Here is an 18,496-nt window from a genome sequence, read left to right as displayed (position 1 = left end):
TGCGCCTGGCTGGACTGCCATATAAAATGTTATGACGCAGGAGGAGTCATCTTCCTGCGTTTTGCTGGTTACCAGGCATTGGAAAATACATGATAGGAGGGGCGACAGTTTAGATGGGGGAATTTCTATCTATCCTGCAGTTTAAAAAGGTAAATTGCAAAAATTGTTATAAATGTGTGCGGTATTGTCCGGTAAAAGCAATCCGTGTGCGGGGACATCAGGCACAGATCATAGAAAGCCAGTGCATACTTTGCGAAAAGTGTACGATCGTCTGCCCGCAAAATGCAAAGGCAGAGCAGAATCTGATACCGGAGATCCAGGCTGCCATGGGGCGGGGCGAGAAGCTGATCGCGTCCGTACATCCCGCATATCTGGCAAAATTTGGTGTCACGGATTTTTCATGGCTGTCCCAGGCGCTGAAAAAGCTTGGCTTTGCAGAGGCATTTGAGGCGGCTGAGGGCGCATACCTGATGAAACAAGAGTACGAGAAGGTGATTTCGGAAAGAGCCGGACGGAAGCTGATTATTTCCTCAACCTGCCCGGTTATCGTGCAATTGATCGAAAAGCATTATCCGGAGCTTATGCCGAATCTGGCGCCGGTGCTGTCTGTTATGCAGAGTCATGGAAAATATCTGAAAGAATCCCATCCGGATGCAAAGCTTGTCTATATCAGCCCCTGCATTTCCGCTATGGCTGAAATGAAAGAGCCGGAAAACTATGTGGATTATGTGATCACGCTGCAGGAGCTTTCTGAGTGGATGGAAAAAGAAGGGATACCGAAGGAAGAGAAAGCCGGGGAAGAGAAGGTTTGTCTTTCCAGAGCCGTGGCGCTGCCGGATGGGCTGATCCTTTCCATGCACCGTCAGGAGGGACAGAGGTATTTGCCCATCAATGGCATGGATTCCTGCAAAAAAGTACTGAAGGAGCTGCAGGAGGGCGGCTTTGAGGACTGCTTTGTTGAAATGAACGCCTGTGTAAACGGATGTATTGCGGGGCCGTCCTTTCAGAAGGAGGAGCGCAGGCTTTTGGCTGATGTCTTTGCTGTGCGCAATGGGGCGCTTGTACAGGGACAGCCGGAGTTTGAGCAGGATTATCACATTGACAGCGATATTTGCCTGACGAGAAAATTCGGCACCTTTGCACGCCGCAGGGAGGAACTGGTTTCCGAGGAGGAAATCCGCGATATTCTGGCAAAAATGGGAAAATACTCCGAAAAGGATGAGCTGAACTGCGGTGCCTGCGGCTATGACACCTGCCGTGAAAAGGCAATCGCCATCAGCCAGGATAAGGCTGAGGCCGCTATGTGTATTCCTTACATGCAGGCAAGGCAGGAGGATTACTCGAATAAAGTATTTAATGCCATGCCGGGTCTTCTGGTGACGGTTGACTATGATCTGAAGATCGTCCAGATGAATCACGCGGCTATGGATCTGTTCAATATACAGCGGAAAAAAGAGATGATCGGAAGATCTGTGTCTGAGATCATGGATGATTACAGCCTTGCAAGTATCTTGTCCTTTGACCGGAATCTGATGCAGGATGAAATATATCTGGAGGAGCAGAAACGGTATCTGGACCGCGTCATGACGAATGACCGGAAAAACCGTATGATCCTGTGTATCATGAAGGATGTGACAAAGGACCGGGTGCGCCGTGAGGAGATTCACAAAGCACAGGTGGAAGCAGCACGCATTGCGGACCGTCTGATGGAAGAGCAGCTAAAAATCGTACATCAGATCGCTGGCCTTTTGGGTGAGACGGCGGCTGACACGAAGGTGGCAGTGGAGGAACTGAAAAATACGATCCTGATGGAGAGTGAGCGCCAGAATGAAAAGAAATAAATATTATGGTATGAATGTGGAGTTTGATGGTCTTTGTGTGGACTTCGGCCATGTCAGCCTGAATAAAAAGAAGGAATTTCTCTGCGGAGATTATTATAAGATCCAGGAAAAGGATGACAACCACGTGCTGGTCCTTTCTGACGGAATGGGAAGCGGCGTGAAGGCAAATATCCTGTCCACGCTCACGGCGACAATGCTTTGTACCATGATCAGCAATCGGGTGCCTCTTGGGGAGGCGGTTTCTGCAACAGCAAAAACACTGCCTATCTGCAGTGTGCGGCAGATGGCGTATGCCACCTTTACCGTACTGGACATTCAGGGAAGGGAGGCGAGCCTTTATCAGTTTGATAATCCGGATGCCATTTTGATACGGGACGGCAGGGTTTTTGAATATCCGATCCAGGTGGAGGAGATTGAGGATAAGGTGATCCATCAAAGTACGATCCGGCTGCAGGAGGAGGACATGCTGATCCTGATGTCAGACGGGGTGACAAACGCAGGAATGGGAAAAACCACCAACGGTGGCTGGGGCAGAGAGGATGTTGTGCGTTTTTGCCAGAGTAAATACAAAAAAGGCATGAGCGCGCAGGAAATGGCCGGATATGTGGCAGAGGCAAGCGTGGATCTGAATCTCAATGAAACAGATGACGATATCACGGTGATTGTGCTGCGCATCCGCAAAAAGCAGACCGTCAACCTTATGATTGGACCGCCCCGTAATGCGGAGCATGATGAACAGTATCTGCAGACCTTCTTTAACAGCGAGGGCTATCACGTGATCTGCGGCGGTACGACCGCAAAATTTGCTGCCAGATACCTTGGAAAAGAGGTGATCACGCTTCAGGATTCGGCGTGTAATGACGTTCCGGCGCGCTCCCGGATAGAAGGAGTAGAGCTGGTGACAGAGGGCTATCTGACGATGAAACGTCTGCTAGAATACTGCGAAGAATGGCTTTCCGACCGGATGTATTATAATCGTCTTAAAAAGCAGAAGGACGCAGCGGCAATGCTGGGAAAAATGCTGTTTGATGAGGCAACTGAGGTAAATCTTTTCTTCGGCGGTGCATCAAATACAGCGAATGAGGGAATTGGTATATCTGTGAAGAAGAAGGAAGAGCAGGCGGAGCTTTTAGTCGGGCATCTGCAAAACGCGGGCAAAAATGTGCGCATTGCACTCTGGGAGCTGTAGAAGGCCGGACTGCGAAATGGAGAGGAGCTTATATGGGAGTCTTAAAATGTGTGTGTATCAGTAAGGAACGGAAGACCAGCGCACAGAATATTCATCAGTGCCGTGTGGAATTGGAAGGGCTTGTGGGAGATATTCATTTTGGGTTTGACAAAAAGCAGGTGAGTCTGTTACCGTATGAGAGAGTAAAGACATATTTTGAAGAAATGGGAGAAAAAGTTCTTTACGGCAGATTCGGGGAAAATCTTGTGGTTGACGGAATTGATTGGGAGACAGTCCGTTTGGGAGATCGGTTTTGCTGCGGCCAGGTCATTCTTGAGGTGGTGAAGATAGGAGCAGGTGGCCCTGCATCCGATGCCTATAAGGGTGAAAAAGTATGTACCCCTATGGAACCATATTTTATATTCTGCAAGGTGCAAAAGGCAGGCATTTTGGCAGAAGAGACAGCGTGCTGTCTGCAAAGTGAGTGAGCATATATATTAATCCGCCATAGTGGATGGCCTCTAAATCAAAAAAATGATCCTATGCGCAGAGGTATGAATTATGCTGACAATGCGGAGAGACTTTTAGGATGTTTGGGGCTTGAAAGAGATACATGATTTTGGCTCATGTAGGGAAGAAGGTGATAAAATGGACATGCAGGAATTAAAGCAGCTTATCTACAAGGGTGAAAAAGTTGATGTAGAATGTAAAAAAGCGGAAAACAGTGTTCCGAAGTCTGCCTATGAATCATATTCTGCATTTGCAAATACTAAAGGCGGTTATATTATCCTTGGAGTTAAGGAAGATAAGACGAAAAAGGATCCAGAAGAACGATTTATAATACAGGGTATTGAAAATCCGGAGAAGCAAAAAGAAGATTTCTGGAATACAATTAACGGCAGTAAAGTCAATGTCAACATTTTAAAAGATGAAAATGTTTATGTTATTGAAGAGAATGGAATCAGTCTTATTGTTATCCAGGTGCCAAGGGCTGATTTTAATATGCGTCCGGTGTATATTGGAGAAAATCCATACAAGGGAACATATAAAAGAAATCATGAAGGTGATTATCATGCAACTGGGCATGAAGTCAGAGGGATGATTCGAGATCAGAATCCTGAAGGCAATGATAATATGATCATCGAATATTACACGATGGATGATATTGATAAGGAGACACTTAGAAAGTATCGTCAAATTTTTGAAATCAGAAATGATGGACATGTATGGAACGCGCTTGATGACAAAGCGTTTCTTGAAAAACTCGGCGGGTACAGAAAAGATAGAAGAACAGGTGTAGAGGGGCTTACACTTGCAGGACTTATGATGTTTGGAAGCGGGCAGGCTATCCGTGAAAAGTTCGATAATGTATTTATGGATTATCGAAATGAAAGCGAAGTTACGGCAGATATTCGTTGGAATGATCGAATTACTTATGATGGAACATGGGAAAATAACTTGTTTAATTTTTTTATGAAGGTTACACCGAAGCTGACCGAAGATTTGAAGAAACCGTTCAAACTTGAAGGTATACAGCGCATAGATGAGACTCCGGTGCATAAAGCAGTCAGAGAAGCCTTTGTTAATCTGATTATTCATGCGGATTATCTGATGGATGCAGGCGTTTTGAAGGTGATTAAGAAGTCTGAAGGATTTGAGTTTACCAATCCGGGAATATTGAAACTGCCACTTGAGGATATTTATCGTGGTGGCAATTCAAAATCAAGGAATCCTCATATGCAGACAATGCTTAGACTGGTTGGATTTGGCGATAATGCAGGTTCTGGATTTCCGACAATTCTTGATACTTGGAAAAAAGAAGGGTGGATGAAACCGGAACTTACGGAGGATACCAATCTTAATCAGGTGATACTTGTGTTAAAGATGGTTAAAGAGGATGCTGAAACACTGTCAACAATGAAATCAGCAGAAAAATCAGCAGAAAAATCAGCAGAAAAATCAGCAGAAAAATCAGCAGAATCAGTAAATTTTGAAGCTTTAAGTTTGTCAAAGAGAAAAAAGCAGATTCTTTCGAACATGGATGAAAATGTAGAGTATAGTACAGAACAAGTGGCAGAAAAAATCGGCTTAAAAGGAGCAAGAACAAGGCAATTGCTAAATGAATTAGTTGATGCGGAAATTTTAACCTGTACGGCAGCGACAAAAAACAGAAGATACATTAAACGCAGTCATTAGGCAAGCACAAATTTGTTTGTAAATATAGGGAGGAAAAACAAATGAAATGTATTGACACAACAGATGCAGTCGGACATGTACTGTGCCACGACATTACGCGGATCATCAAGGATGTGGTGAAGGATACGGCATTCCGGAAAGGCCATGTGGTGACAGAGGAGGACATTCCGGTGCTTCTGTCCTTGGGTAAGGATAGGCTCTACGTCTGGGAAAAGGATGAGTCCATGATGCACGAGAACGAGGCCGCGGAGGTTTTATATGGCATCTGCAAAAACGACAACATGCACCCAACAGAAGTAAAAGAGGGAAAGATCGAGCTGGTCGCAGACTGTGACGGCGTTTTCTGTGTGGATGTGGCGCGCCTGGATGAGATCAATGAAATTGACGAGATCATGATCGCTACCAGACATACCAACTCAGCGGTGAAAAAAGGTGACCGTCTTCTGGGAACCCGCGTGATTCCCCTTGTCATTGCAAAGGAAAAAATGGAACTTGTGAAAGAGACAGCGGGAGAGAAGCCGCTTGTTTCCCTGACGCCTTATAAAAAAATGAAGGCAGGCATTGTGACAACCGGAAATGAAGTATTTTACGGCAGAATAAAGGACACCTTCACTCCTGTGATCGTAGAGAAGCTGGCAGCTTACGGAATTGAGGTGTGCGGTCATATTCTCTGCAATGATGACCGGGAAAAGATCACAAATGCGATCCTGGAACTGAAGGAGCAGGGAGCAGATATGATCGTGTGCACAGGCGGCATGAGCGTGGACCCGGATGATAAAACACCGGGAGCCATCAAAGAAACAGGCGCGCGCATTGTCTCCTATGGAGCTCCGGTGTTGCCGGGAGCCATGTTCCTGCTGGGATATTTTGAGGATGGAACTCCGGTTATGGGACTGCCAGGATGTGTCATGTATGCAAAAGCTACAGTATTTGACCTGGTACTGCCCAGGATCGCAGCGGGGATCGAAGTGACGAAAAAGGATCTGGCGCACATGGGCAACGGCGGATTCTGTCTTGGATGTAAGGTCTGCCATTATCCGGACTGTGGATTTGGCAAAGGGGTATGACCGGAAAGGAGATTTATGGAAGGAGTTACGGTAGAACAAGCTGTGGAACTGATCCTGGCGCACACATCCGTGATCACGGAAACAGAGGAAGTTGGTCTTCTGGAATCGCCGGGCCGTATTCTTGCACAGGATATGGCGGCGGCTTTTGACAATCCTCCCTTTGACCGCTCTCCGGTTGACGGCTACGCGTGCCGGGCGGAGGATCTGAAGGGAGCAGCGCCGAAGAATCCGGTCATGCTGACAGTAACAGAAGAGATTGACGCAGGACAGTATTCGGAACGGGAAGTAAAACCGGGACAGGCTGTTCGGATTATGACGGGAGCAGCGATTCCTCCGGGATGCGACTGCTGTATCCGTCAGGAGGATACAGACTACGGGGAGGAAACTGTAGCGGTTTACTGCTCCCTGAAAAAATGGGACAACTACTGCTTTGCAGGAGAGGATTTTAAGAAGGGGAGCGTTCTGCTGAAAAAAGGCACCAGGCTTGGCTATGTGGAAGCGGCTGTTCTGGCTGGCATGGGAGTAGACCGGGTAGCTGTGTACCGCCAGCCTAAAGTGGTGCTTCTGACCTCCGGGGATGAGGTGGTGGAGCCGGGAAAAGCATTGCCGCCAGGAAAGATTTACAACAGCAATCTGACTATGCTGGCTGCAAGAATGCAGGATTTCGGCATCCGACCTTCCTATGCCGCAGCCATTGAGGACGATGAGGCAGTTATGGCGGAGACGCTTTGCCGGGCGGCAAAGGAGGCGGACGTGATTATTACCACAGGCGGAGTTTCCGTGGGAAAAAAAGATATTATGCACGCGTCGCTGCAGCGGATCGGAGCGCAGCGCATATTCTGGCGTGTCCAGATAAAACCGGGAATGCCCACGTTGTTTTCCGTGTATCAGGGTGTGCCGATTATCAGCTTGTCCGGCAATCCCTTCGGCGTGGCAGTGACAGCAGAGCTTCTGATACGTCCGCTGCTGCACAAAATGATGCAGGATGATATGCTGAAGCTGGTGCGCGTAAAGGGAATCCTGAAGGACTCTTTCCAGAAACCGATCCGCGGACGCAGGATGGTGCGGGCAATTTATGAGGATGGAAGCTTCCGGCTTCCGGACGGCCTTCACTCAAACGGCGTACTCAGCTCTATGGCAGGCTGCAACTGCCTGCTGGATATAGGGCCGGGAGGGTCGGCTGCAGCGGGAGCTGAGGTTGAGGCAATTTTATTATAAGGTGTCTTCGCAGGATTCAGGAGGAAGAACATGAAGGAACGCGGGAAAATATTTGCTGTCAGCGGCGTGAAAAATTCCGGAAAGACAACACTGATCTGCAGGCTGCTTGAGATTTTTTCAGAAAGGGGAATGAAAGTGGCTGTGATCAAGCATGACGGACATGATTTTGATGCGGATGTGCCGGGTACAGATACCTATAAACAGTTTCATGCAGGAGCATACGGAACAGCCGTCGTTTCTTCCGAAAAATATATGATCGTAAAGCGGCAGAAGGATGTGTCCGAAGGACAGCTTATGGAGTTGTTCCCTGAGGCGGATATGATCCTGCTGGAAGGTTTTAAGCACTGTCCCTATCCGAAAATCGAAGTAGTACGAAAGGGAAATTCTGCAAAAAGTGTATGCGGAGGTTATAATCTCCTGGCAATCGCTACGAATTTACCGCCGGAGGAGCTGGAACGGGATCAAGAGGAAATCCCGCTGCTTCCTCTGGAGGAACCGGAGAAGGTTGCGGAATTTATCCAAAAGCATATGGCAGAGAAACGGGAGGAGTAAATGAAAACGGGAGCTTTGATTGTCGCTTCATTAAATCCTGATATGGAAAACAGAGATAACGAGGATATGCCGGTATTTCTGCCCATGCAGCATCTGGACGGCACAACGGTGATCAAGCGTGAGATTTTTAAGTTGCGGAAGGCGGGAGTCACTCCGATCATTGTGCTGTGCGGCTATCAGCAGGAGGTACTGAAAAACCATCTGAGCCACAATGGAGTTGTATTCTGTGAGGATGAACTGTTTGAAACGCATAGCTATGCGGAAACTCTGGCAACAGGACTGGAATTTGCGGCAACGCTTTGCGAACGGGTTCTGATCGTGCCGGTGGAATATCCTGCCTTTTCCATTGAGACAGCAGAGAAGCTTATAGAGTGCAGGAAATCCTCGGCGCCTGTATATCAGGGGACAGCGGGGTGGCCGCGGCTGCAGGTCTTTGGAAAGGCAGGAGCAGAAGACAACACTTCTGTACCGGTTTCGCCGGAAGCTTCCCAATGGGCAGAGCTTGCGGTGGAGGATGCCGGCATTTTGTATTCGCTGGCAGGCGAAAATGGGCTGGAGCGTGTGGAGAACTATGTCCGTGAATTGCGGGATGCAAATGCCCTGCAGCTTAAGCTTAAGGTAATGCTTACCAGGGAAGAAGATTTTTTCGGCCCGGGAGTGTACTGGCTGCTTAGAAACATTGATGAAACCGGATCCATTCAGGCTGCTGCGGCAAAAATGCAGATGTCTTATACCAAATGCTGGAAAATGATCAATAAGGTGGAAGCGCAGATGGGATTCAAGTTTGTAGACCGTGTAAACGGCGGAAAGCACGGCGGAAAGTCCACGCTCACAGAGGATGCAAGAGTGTTTCTGGACCGTTACAGGGCATTGACGGAAGATCTGAAGCGGATCAGCCGGAATTTTTTCGATGTATATTTCCGGGATTTTCAATAAATTAATAATATCAGGCGTACAAAATGGAATATTTATATTGAATTTGCACAAACAATTATTTATAATATAAATAATATTTGGCAAAGCTGTTGGAAACCACTAATAAGACCTTTCAGGGGTAGTAGGCCTGGGAGAATTGTTGGCATTGCAGGTATTAAAATCTGCAATGCCTTTTTTCATTAAAAAGAGCAAAATATACAAGAAATCCCCATAATTTAAAGAATTTCCTTTAAGTAATTGTTAAATGTATTTTAACCAATGAGTTGGGGATGAGGAATTCGATTACTGAAGAGCACAAATATTTTTGGAGAGTAACGGTTTTGTGCAAATGAAAGACCGGTGATTTATTTTACCGTAAAAACAGACCCGCTTCAGGGTGGCTTGGATTGCACCGATTCCCATTGAACTTACCGACAACGGATTCTTCTGTCTGGATGAGAACAGAGTTATTCCAATAATCAAGACATGATAAAAAGGGGGATGCAGCTTGGAAGTAAATAGAGAGCATTTAAGGAAAAACAATGCTGTGGACAAGCTTTGTATGATTTTAATACTGGCAGCAGTGATTGTATTGGAGGCTTGGGCAGAAACCAGGACATGGAAATATCCGGACTACAATATAGTCAGAACAGAATCCGGATTTATAAATTGGTACTTATTACGGATTGCGGTAGTTCTACTATTTTCTGTTTTGTTATCTGCCACAAAATACTTTTGGTCAAAATCGAAGATTCGGATTGGTATTTTATTTGCGTTAGCGGGGGTAACTATTTATTTGGCATGGCTGTTAATGAATGGAAGCTGGGTTGCTTATGAATTGCAGCAGCTTATGATCGGGGGGTACGTAATATGGTGCTATGGACTGTCTAAATTGGGAAAGAGATGCCTGGGTCCCCGGGGCGGGAGCATTGTTTACCTGGTATTTGGAATCGGATCCATGTGGTTTAGCAATTATTCTTGTTTATATGAGGAAGCTACTTCAGGAAGACCTTTGACGATTCTGTATCTTGCAATGATATTTATGATCGTATATGCGGAAATTTTTTGGAAAGATCTATGGATAAGCTTAAAAGAGAAAAAAAGACGAATTGCTATTCTGACAGTTGGTATGGCGGCAGTTTTTTCTTATAAAAGACTTTGGGAAATTTTTCAGAGTATAACAGAATCTGCCGCATCAGGGTATCAAGGGTACCAGGCTTCAAACTGGTTTTTATATCGGGTGAATGTTTGGAGGGCAATACTTACAGGGCAGTATCGGGATACATGGCTGGATATACCGGGAAAAGTGGCAGTTCAGAATTTTCATATGACCTGGCTGGGATATGCTTTTGACAGAAAATATCAATACTTATATCTGTTTTTGTTGGCTGCATTTCTGGGATTATTGGGATACATGCTCCGAAAAAGCGAAAGCAGATCATCGTTTTATTTCGTGTTGATCCAGAGCATTTTATTAACTAATATTGGAGGAATTATTGCAGAAATAAATTTGTTCTGGGGAGCGGATATAGGGGTTTTTCTGACACAGAATGTTTATCAGATAATGCCAATAGTGTTTTTATATTCAGAAATTTCCAGTATAACAAGCCCATGTATTTACTGAAAGGAGAGGAGAAAAATGTCTCACAAAAATAAAGTCAGAATATATCGCCAGAACCGGACGATGGAAACGTGCTTATGCTGTTACGTTTAATATCAAAAAAGAACAGGTAGTAGAAAAGGTTTTATAGCTGATAAGGAGGAAGAAGGCTTATGATCGAAAAAATGATCTCAGAGAAACAAAAAATTGAGGTGATCGTTGGGGATATCACTACCTTTGGCGGATGTATTGTAAATGCTGCAAATGAATCTTTGCTCGGAGGAAGCGGTGTGGATGGAGCAATCCACTGGGCCGCCGGTCCAAAGCTTCTGGAAGAATGCCGGATGTTAAATGGCTGCAGGACCGGAGAGGCAAAGATTACAAAAGGATATAATCTAAAAGCACACCATGTAATTCACACGGTAGGACCTGTTTATTCTTTCCATAAAAATCCGGAAATTTTGCTGGAAAACTGTTATAGGAATTCATTGAAGGTGGCATGTGAAAATGATATCCATGAGATTTCTTTTCCGGCCATTTCCACAGGAGTGTATGGATATCCGAAAATGGAAGCTGCAAAGATTGCAGTAAAAACGGTTCGTGACTGGCTGAAGGAGCATGAGGATTATGAAATCATAGTTCGTTTCGTATGCTTTGGTGAATATGATTACAATTTTTATCAGGAAGTTATGAACGCATAGCAGATGATTGATAGTTGAAATGTCTATACCTCACAAATATGCAGCGTCTTTTGATTGACGGGAGCTGTTTTGTGAGGTATAATTTAATCAAGCGTTATTTTTTGAAAAAAATAACGGAATATACAGATGATGTATTGATAAAGGGAGGAACAAAAATGAACAAATTATGGAAAAGAGCAGGAGTTGCAGCGCTTGCATGTGCGATGACGGCAGGAATGTGCGTACCAGTATCCGCAGACGATGAGGTCGAGATCGTTGTATTTGCGGCAGCATCCATGACTGAGACGCTGACCGAGATTGCAGAAATGTATAAGGAGGTAGCTCCGAATGTGACCGTTATATACAGCTTCGATTCTTCCGGTACTCTGAAAACACAGATTCAGGAAGGCGCTGGTTGTGATTTATTTATTTCAGCAGCACAGAAGCAGATGAATCAGCTTGACATTACAGCAGATCCTTCTGTAAATGAAGAAGGTCTTGATTTTGTTGTAGAAGACAGCAGGATCGATCTTGTTGAGAACAAAGTTGTTCTCGTGGTACCGGAGGGCAATGAGGCTGGCATCGAGTCATTTGATGACCTCACTACTGACAAGCTTTCTCTTCTCTGCCTTGGCAACGAGGATGTTCCGGTAGGTGCTTACTCCGATGAGATCCTTGAGAATTTGGGAATTGATAAAGCGCAGCTTGAAGCTGAAGGCAAGGTAACCTACGGAACGAATGTAAAAGAAGTTACCTCTCAGGTTTCTGAGGCAGCAGTAGATGCTGGTATCATCTATGCCACAGATGCTTATTCAGCAGGGCTTACGGTAGTGGATGAGGCTACATCCGATATGTGCCGTCAGGTTATTTACCCGGCAGCAGTTCTGAACATTTCCAAGAACCCGGAGGCAGCCCAGGCATTCCTTGATTATCTGCAGACAGATGAATGTGCAGCGGTATTTGAAGAGGTTGGCTTTACAATGGTTCAGGCAGAGGAAACAGAAGCGGAAGCTGACGCTGAAGCGGAAACAGAAGCAGAGTCATAAATTTATCGAACCAAGGCTGCCGTACACCTGCATTTGCAGTCTGTACGGCGGCAGATCACGGATATTCCGGAATTCCAGGGCAGGTTTGCCCTGTTTTCCCGAGAGCACATGATGAATGCCTTTAAGCAGCCCCCTAATAATAATTTATCTTTTCGTCATGTGTTTTCGGGAAAGCGTGGGAATTTTCGAATACTATTTTTGATACAAGGTCAGGAGAGAATACTATGGATTGGTTTCCTCTATATAATTCACTTAGAATCGCGCTGATATCCAGTGTGATCGTATTTTTTACAGGCGTATTCGCTGCATATTACATTGCAAAACTGCCCCCCATACTGAAGGGTGTACTGGATGTGATACTGACCCTTCCGTTAGTGCTGCCCCCCACAGTGGTGGGATATTTTCTTCTTGTGCTGATGGGACCGAACCGCCCGTTTGGGAGCTGGTTTCTGGAAACATTTCACACAAAGCTGGTAATGACGTGGTATTCCGGGATTTTTGCCGCTGTGGTGGTAGCCTTTCCCCTTATGTACCGTACGACGCGGGGGGCTTTTGAGAGCTTTGACGAGACACTGGCGTTTTCCGGGAAAACGCTGGGGCTGTCCAACACCTTTATCTTCTGGCGTATCCGTATGCCGGCCTGCAGGCAGGGCATTATGGCAGGTACGGTGCTTGCATTTGCAAGAGCATTGGGAGAATACGGGGCGACCAGCATGATCGCCGGATACACGCCCGGCAGGACGGCGACCATATCCACAACCGTTTACCAGCTCTGGCGCACCAATGATGATGGAATGGCGTTTCGGTGGGTCATGATCAACGTTACAATTTCCGCTGTGGTGCTGCTGGCAGTCAACCTTTTGGAAAAGAAAGGCAAAACCGAAAAAAAGCCCACAGGCACGGCGGCTGGGAGGAAGTAAAATGGCATTGTATGTGGACATAAAAAAAGACTTCGGAGGCTTCACCCTTCAGACAAAATTTGAGGCGGATAGTGGCGTGATGGGAATCCTGGGCGCGTCCGGCTGTGGAAAAAGCATGACGCTGCGCTGCATTGCAGGGATTGAAAAGCCGGATGAAGGCCGGATCGAGCTGGATGGAATCGTATTCTTTGATTCTGATAAAAAAATTAATTTAAAGCCCCAGGAGCGCCATGTGGGACTTTTGTTCCAGAACTATGCGCTTTTTCCAAATATGACAGTGCAGCAGAATCTGATGATGGGTCTGAAAGCGTACGAGAAGGATAAAAAGAAAGCGAAGGCTTTGGTGGAGCAGATGATACGCAAATTTTACCTGACAGGTCTTGAGAAGCATAAGCCATCCCAGCTTTCAGGCGGACAGCAGCAGCGGGTTGCCCTTGCCAGGATCCTTTTGTCAAAGCCGCGCATGCTGATGCTGGACGAGCCGTTCTCGGCTCTCGATGAGTTTCTGCGCTGGAATCTGGAGTTGGAGCTTTCAGAGGTGCTAAAGGAATTTGGCGGAAACACTTTGTTTGTATCCCATAACCGTGCGGAGATTTACCGTATCTGTGACAGGGTATGCGTAATGGATCAGGGAAAATCCAGTCCGGTCATTCCGGTGAAGCAGCTCTTTGAGGTTCCGGAAACGCGGGCAGCGGCGCATTTGTCGGGCTGTAAGAATTTTTCCCGGGCACATGCAAAGGGAGAGCATGAAATATTTGCGGATGACTGGGGTGTGTCTCTTGAAAGTGAGGGAGCAGTGCCAGAAGGCTTTTCCTGTATTGGAGTCCGCAGTCACTATATTTATCCGGTTGCGGCAGAAGAGGCGGCAGGACAAAAAAATACCTTTTGCTGCAGTATCCTGAAAATTGTGGAGGATGTGTTTTCCATTGTGATCATGCTTCGTCCCATAGAAGCAGCATACAGCAGTGAAGCAGAGCTTACGGAACAGCATAACGGGCAGATACGGATGGAAGTCTCGAAGGAGTGCTGGGAGGAATTCTGCAAAAAAGAGCACCCGGCACAGGAAGTGTGGGTGCAGGTTCAGCCTCATGATATTATGCTGTTGAGATAGATCGGGCTAAGCGCATTATGTATCAGCAGGAGCAGGACCGCAAAACTGCTTCATCCGGTCTCGCCTGGCAGCACAGATCAGTGTGAGGCGGTATGCCTTTGCAAGCTCTACTGCCTCGGCAGAGGGTGATGCTTTGCTGGCAAGAATGGGAATTCCGGCGCGGATCGCCTTCATCGCCATATCCGTAGGGATACGTCCGCTGGAATATACAACGCATTTTGTCAGGTCGATATGGTTGCGGAGCGCATAGCCGATCGCCTTGTCCAGAGCATTATGCCGTCCGATGTCCTCGCACTGGAAAAGCAGTTTGCCCTCACATGCCAGGAAACAACTATGGGTTGCCCAGGTCTGGCTGTGCAGGGGCATTCCCTTGGAAAAAAGATCTGCCAGGTCAAAGATCCAGGAGGTTTTCCAGGAAATCGGTGTGACAGGACGAATATCCGCATATGTCAGGAAATAGTCGTTTAAAATATGATTTCCGGTGCAGCAGGAAAGCGTAGGCTCCACATAATTACCGGGATCAGCCTTTGGCGCACTGTCATGAGGGCAGGTATCATGCGCGGCGGAATTTTTCAGCATAACTCTGACACGTTTACCAAATTCACATACATATATCTGTCCAACCTCGTCAGCGGTACGGATGATGCCTTCGGTAAGCAGGCGTCCGAGCACAAGCTCGGTCAGATATTCAGGAATACAGACCAGCTTCATTGTAAGCTTCTCATTCACATACACATCAACCAGATGCTCAGCGAGCACCGGTTCAGTCTCTTTATAAACTTCTCCATCACGTCCGATATATTCATGTTCTACATTTTTTAATAATGGAAGGTCATGATACTGTTCATTAATATACACGTTTTCCTCCAATAAAATACAGTGTTTTTTGTTATTGTATATGATATAATAGTAACTGTCAATTATCGTTGCCGGGGAAAAAGCGGAATATCTTCAGTGAAGAGTAACGGGAGGATTACTATGGGAAAGATCATGGCTGTAAATATCAGTGAGAAAAAAGGAACGCAGAAGGTGAACGTTCATTCTGCGAAGGTTATAGAGGATTTCGGCCTGGAAAATGATGCTCATGCGGGCAAGTGGCATCGCCAGGTCAGTTTATTATCTTATGAAAAAATTGAAGATTTTAAGGCAAAGGGCGCTCCTGTGGAGGAGGGGGCATTTGGAGAAAACCTGATCGTTCAGGGATTTGATCTGAAGGCGCTTCCGATAGGAACGAAGCTTTGCTGTAACGATGTGGTGCTGGAAGTGACACAGATTGGAAAGCAATGCCACAGCGGATGTGAGATTTTTAAGATCATGGGCGACTGCATTATGCCGCGGGAAGGAATTTTTACCCGGGTGCTCCATGGAGGTATCATATCCGAGGGTGATGAAATAACTATCATGGAAGAAAACGAAGCGCAGGCATTATGATAAATGCGGAAAAAACTGGGGGAAAAGCGGGCACTATGTGAACCCGAAATAATAAAATGTTAGATAAATATGGCAGAACGATCGATTATCTGCGCATCTCACTGACCGACCGCTGCAATCTGAGATGCGTGTACTGTATGCCGGAGGAAGGGATCCACCAGATTCCGCACGCGGAGATCCTGACGTATGATGAAATCCTGCGTATCAGCCAGTGTGCGGCAGAGCTTGGCGTACGAAAAATAAAACTGACAGGCGGGGAGCCGCTGGCGCGCAAAGACTGCGCCTGGCTTGCGGGGCAGCTCAAAGCCATCCCGGGAATCGAAAAGGTGACCCTGACTACCAATGGGATACTTCTGAGTGAACAGCTTGGGGCGTTGACAGAGGCGGGGATTGACGCGATCAACATCAGCCTGGATACCCTGGACCCGGAACTGTTTCGACAGATCACAAGAAGAGACAGCCTGGATAAGGTTCTGGAGGGGCTTGAGGCAGCTCTTGCCTGTCCAGGTCTTTCCGTAAAGCTGAATTGTGTTCCGGCAGTAAAGAAAAAAGAAAATTTTGTGGCAATGGCGGGTCTTGCAAAAAAGTATCCGCTGCATGTTCGTTTTATTGAGATGATGCCCATCGGATACGGGAAAAAATTTCCGTTTCAGGATGAGGAATCCATTAAAGCAATCCTGGAAGAAGCCTATGGTCCCATGACGCTGATCGAAGAGCGTTTTGGAAACGGGCCATGCCATTATTATAAAATAGAAGGCTTTCAGGGAAAAATCGGGTTTATCAGTGCAGTGACCCACAAATTCTGCAGCCAGTGCAACCGTGTCCGGCTCACCGCCGAGGGGTATCTGAAGGGCTGTCTGCAGTTTCAGGAGGGAACCGACCTTCGGGCGCTTCTGCGGGGAGGCTGCACGGACGGGGAACTGACAGAGGCAATCAGATCGGTGATCTGGGAAAAGCCTGTGAGCCACAATTTTTATGAGGCGCAGACAGAGCAGGATGAAGTGCGTGCCATGTCCCAGATAGGCGGATAGGGTAATGTTTGGAAAGAAAGGAAAAGAAGATGAGAGCAGCGATTATTACGTCAAGCGATTCAGGATATGAAGGAAAGCGGGAGGATTTAAGCGGTCCGGTGATAAAGGAGATTCTGGAGGCAAATGGCTATGAGGTAGTCCATACGGTCTTACTGCCGGATGAACGGGAGATGCTGGCAAAGGAGATGGCAAGGATCGCAGATGAAGGTATGGCGGAGCTGATCGTCACCACGGGAGGAACGGGATTTTCGCCCAGAGACTGTATGCCCGAGGCGACAGCAGATGTGACAGAGCGTGCCGTACCAGGTATCCCGGAGGCAATGCGGGCTTACAGTATGACCATTACGCCCCGGGCAATGTTAAGCCGTGCTGCAGCAGGGATCAGAAAATCCACACTGATCGTAAATCTTCCCGGAAGCCCAAAGGCAGTGCGGGAGAGCCTGGAATATATCGTGCCTGCGCTGCGCCACGGCCTTGAGATCCTGACGGGAGAGGCGACCAATTGTGCCAGAAAATAAAAGCATGAGGAGGGAGAGCTTATCCATGGTAGTTCTGGCAGGCGGAGCCAGCAGCCGCATGGGAAAGGATAAATCAGACCTGATGATACACGGAAAGACGTTTCTTGAATTACAGATTGAGAAGGGGCGCTCACTTGGCATCGAAGATATCCTTGTTTCCGGTTACCGCGGAAAAACATGCAGTGCGCCTATTGTAGAGGACCGCATCTTAGGCAAAGGCCCCCTTGGAGGTTTGGAAGCTTGTTTCCGTGCGGCCAAAAACGGACAGTGCCTTGTTCTGGGGGTGGATGTGCCTATGATCCCGGAAGAGGTTTTAAAAGAACTGATCGGGAAAGCGCTTGCGTCCAGTGCTCCGGCTGTGATCCTGCAGCATGGAGAAAAGGAAGAGCCGCTACTAGGTGTTTACCGGACAGAGCTGGCGGATGCCATGGCAGAGGAGATCACGCTGCGGAAAGGCTCTGTGTTTGCGTTTCTACGCAGAGTGGGATACGAAACGTATGCCAGCGAAGCGCCGGATATCTGTTTTGCCAATGTGAACGACCCGGCTGCTTACGATGCACTGTTAAGGGAATCAGGAGATGCTTTGCATTGAGTTTTTCGGTTTTGTGAAGCAGGAAGTTGTTTCTCTGTACCCTGTCATTTTTGTTGTTTTTTTAATATAGATATGCTATAATGACAACGCAATAAGTGTCGGTTTTTGGAACCGATGAAAAGGGAAACAGGTGAAAATCCTGTGCGGTGCCGCCGCTGTAAGCGCAAATAAGGCAAATGTGTCTCACTGTAGTGGGAAGGGACGCATTATACTGCCGCGTGAGCCAGAAGACCTGCTTATTGTACTTTTGCAGCCACGGTTCATGGTAACGCAGGAGAAGAGGGAAGTGTGCTCTGATGCAAAAAACGGTAGCATCATTTGCGTGTAAGCAGATGGTGCTTTTTTTGTGTCATGTGCGAGTATGCGTTAATGTATAGAGATGGGAGGGCAGGAAGAGATTTCGAGCCGCTGGTGACGGATTTGTTTTTGATAAAAAATACAGAAAGAGAAAGGTTGAAAATTATGAAAAATAAGAAAGCACTCAGCTTATTACTTGCAGCTTCTATGCTGGCAGCGTCAGCAAATGTTACTACTACAGCATTGCATTAATAATTAAGCAATATCAAACCGTCAAAGGTATACCTTTATAAGTCCATTTAAAGGGCTTTGC

The 18,496-nt window shown here is 46.8% G+C and carries 18 protein-coding genes and 1 riboswitch; of the genes, 17 read left to right on the top strand and 1 reads right to left on the bottom strand.

The genetic code is table 11. The features are described from left to right. Window positions 1-113 precede the first annotated feature (113 nt). From ACESZH_RS19270 to ACESZH_RS19210, 13 genes are all read left to right on the top strand, one after another. Window positions 114-1,841 carry a [Fe-Fe] hydrogenase large subunit C-terminal domain-containing protein gene (locus ACESZH_RS19270; RefSeq protein WP_373218476.1) on the top strand — a complete coding sequence of 576 codons (1,728 nt, stop codon included), beginning with the start codon at window positions 114-116 and terminating at the stop codon, window positions 1,839-1,841. Continuing rightward, window positions 1,828-3,030, top strand: a complete 1,203-nt coding sequence (locus ACESZH_RS19265) for a PP2C family protein-serine/threonine phosphatase (RefSeq protein ID WP_373218475.1) — start codon at window positions 1,828-1,830, stop codon at window positions 3,028-3,030. Before ACESZH_RS19270 ends, ACESZH_RS19265 begins: the two co-directional genes overlap by 14 nt. Window positions 3,031-3,062: 32 nt before the next feature. Next, window positions 3,063-3,497 (top strand): MOSC domain-containing protein, encoded by a 435-nt coding sequence (locus tag ACESZH_RS19260; protein WP_373218473.1) that lies wholly within the window; start codon window positions 3,063-3,065, stop codon window positions 3,495-3,497. A 112-nt stretch (window positions 3,498-3,609) separates the two neighbouring features. Continuing rightward, entirely contained in the window at window positions 3,610-5,205 is a 1,596-nt protein-coding gene (locus ACESZH_RS19255; protein WP_373218471.1) for an RNA-binding domain-containing protein, read from the top strand. A 41-nt stretch (window positions 5,206-5,246) separates the two neighbouring features. Further along, on the top strand, window positions 5,247-6,272 hold the full coding sequence (locus ACESZH_RS19250) for a molybdopterin-binding protein (RefSeq protein WP_373218470.1): 1,026 nt from the start codon (window positions 5,247-5,249) through the stop codon (window positions 6,270-6,272). A gap of 15 nt (window positions 6,273-6,287) precedes the next feature. Then, entirely contained in the window at window positions 6,288-7,490 is a 1,203-nt protein-coding gene (gene glp / locus ACESZH_RS19245) for a gephyrin-like molybdotransferase Glp (protein ID WP_373218468.1), read from the top strand. A 30-nt stretch (window positions 7,491-7,520) separates the two neighbouring features. Further along, window positions 7,521-8,042 (top strand): molybdopterin-guanine dinucleotide biosynthesis protein B, encoded by a 522-nt coding sequence (gene mobB, locus ACESZH_RS19240; RefSeq protein WP_373218467.1) that lies wholly within the window; start codon window positions 7,521-7,523, stop codon window positions 8,040-8,042. Continuing rightward, window positions 8,043-8,978 (top strand): NTP transferase domain-containing protein, encoded by a 936-nt coding sequence (locus ACESZH_RS19235; protein ID WP_373218465.1) that lies wholly within the window; start codon window positions 8,043-8,045, stop codon window positions 8,976-8,978. A 487-nt stretch (window positions 8,979-9,465) separates the two neighbouring features. Continuing rightward, window positions 9,466-10,581, top strand: a complete 1,116-nt coding sequence (locus ACESZH_RS19230; RefSeq protein ID WP_373218463.1) for a hypothetical protein — start codon at window positions 9,466-9,468, stop codon at window positions 10,579-10,581. A gap of 149 nt (window positions 10,582-10,730) precedes the next feature. Next, window positions 10,731-11,258, top strand: a complete 528-nt coding sequence (locus ACESZH_RS19225) for an O-acetyl-ADP-ribose deacetylase (RefSeq protein WP_373218462.1) — start codon at window positions 10,731-10,733, stop codon at window positions 11,256-11,258. A gap of 155 nt (window positions 11,259-11,413) precedes the next feature. After that, complete coding sequence (modA, locus tag ACESZH_RS19220) at window positions 11,414-12,283, top strand: molybdate ABC transporter substrate-binding protein (RefSeq protein WP_373218461.1); 870 nt, start codon at window positions 11,414-11,416, stop codon at window positions 12,281-12,283. 224 nt (window positions 12,284-12,507) lie between these two features. Then, complete coding sequence (gene modB, locus ACESZH_RS19215; RefSeq protein ID WP_373218460.1) at window positions 12,508-13,203, top strand: molybdate ABC transporter permease subunit; 696 nt, start codon at window positions 12,508-12,510, stop codon at window positions 13,201-13,203. 1 nt (window position 13,204) lies between these two features. After that, window positions 13,205-14,314: a sulfate/molybdate ABC transporter ATP-binding protein gene (locus ACESZH_RS19210; RefSeq protein WP_373218459.1), complete on the top strand. Its 1,110-nt coding sequence runs from the start codon at window positions 13,205-13,207 to the stop codon at window positions 14,312-14,314. A gap of 15 nt (window positions 14,315-14,329) precedes the next feature. Here the strand turns inward: ACESZH_RS19210 and ACESZH_RS19205 are convergent, their stop codons facing one another. Continuing rightward, the gene (locus ACESZH_RS19205) at window positions 14,330-15,172 is read right to left on the bottom strand and encodes a formate dehydrogenase accessory sulfurtransferase FdhD (RefSeq protein WP_373218457.1); all 843 of its coding nucleotides are present in this window, start codon (window positions 15,170-15,172) and stop codon (window positions 14,330-14,332) included. Between the two features lie 120 nt (window positions 15,173-15,292). On the opposite strand from ACESZH_RS19205, the gene ACESZH_RS19200 reads away from it, so the two are divergent. Genes ACESZH_RS19200 through ACESZH_RS19185 form a run of 4 tightly spaced genes read left to right on the top strand, consistent with a single transcriptional unit; the run spans window position 15,293 to window position 17,886 of the window. After that, window positions 15,293-15,745 (top strand): MOSC domain-containing protein, encoded by a 453-nt coding sequence (locus tag ACESZH_RS19200; protein ID WP_373218456.1) that lies wholly within the window; start codon window positions 15,293-15,295, stop codon window positions 15,743-15,745. Window positions 15,746-15,801: 56 nt separating this feature from the next. After that, window positions 15,802-16,776: a GTP 3',8-cyclase MoaA gene (gene moaA / locus ACESZH_RS19195; RefSeq protein WP_373218454.1), complete on the top strand. Its 975-nt coding sequence runs from the start codon at window positions 15,802-15,804 to the stop codon at window positions 16,774-16,776. Window positions 16,777-16,805: 29 nt separating this feature from the next. Next, on the top strand, window positions 16,806-17,294 hold the full coding sequence (locus ACESZH_RS19190) for a molybdenum cofactor biosynthesis protein B (RefSeq protein ID WP_373218453.1): 489 nt from the start codon (window positions 16,806-16,808) through the stop codon (window positions 17,292-17,294). Beyond that, a complete protein-coding gene (locus ACESZH_RS19185; RefSeq protein WP_373218451.1) occupies window positions 17,281-17,886 on the top strand; it encodes a molybdenum cofactor guanylyltransferase in 606 nt (201 codons plus the stop codon). The genes ACESZH_RS19190 and ACESZH_RS19185 overlap by 14 nt, the downstream gene beginning before the upstream one ends. A 76-nt stretch (window positions 17,887-17,962) precedes the next feature. Continuing rightward, window positions 17,963-18,141, top strand: a riboswitch (cobalamin riboswitch). Window positions 18,142-18,496: the final 355 nt, after the last annotated feature.

The organism is Ruminococcus sp. 5_1_39BFAA (genome assembly GCF_964240875.1).
In the GTDB taxonomy this organism is placed as follows: domain Bacteria; phylum Bacillota; class Clostridia; order Lachnospirales; family Lachnospiraceae; genus Blautia_A.
The sequence above is the reverse complement of the archived record's forward strand: the minus strand, read 5'-3'. Positions and strand labels throughout refer to the sequence as shown.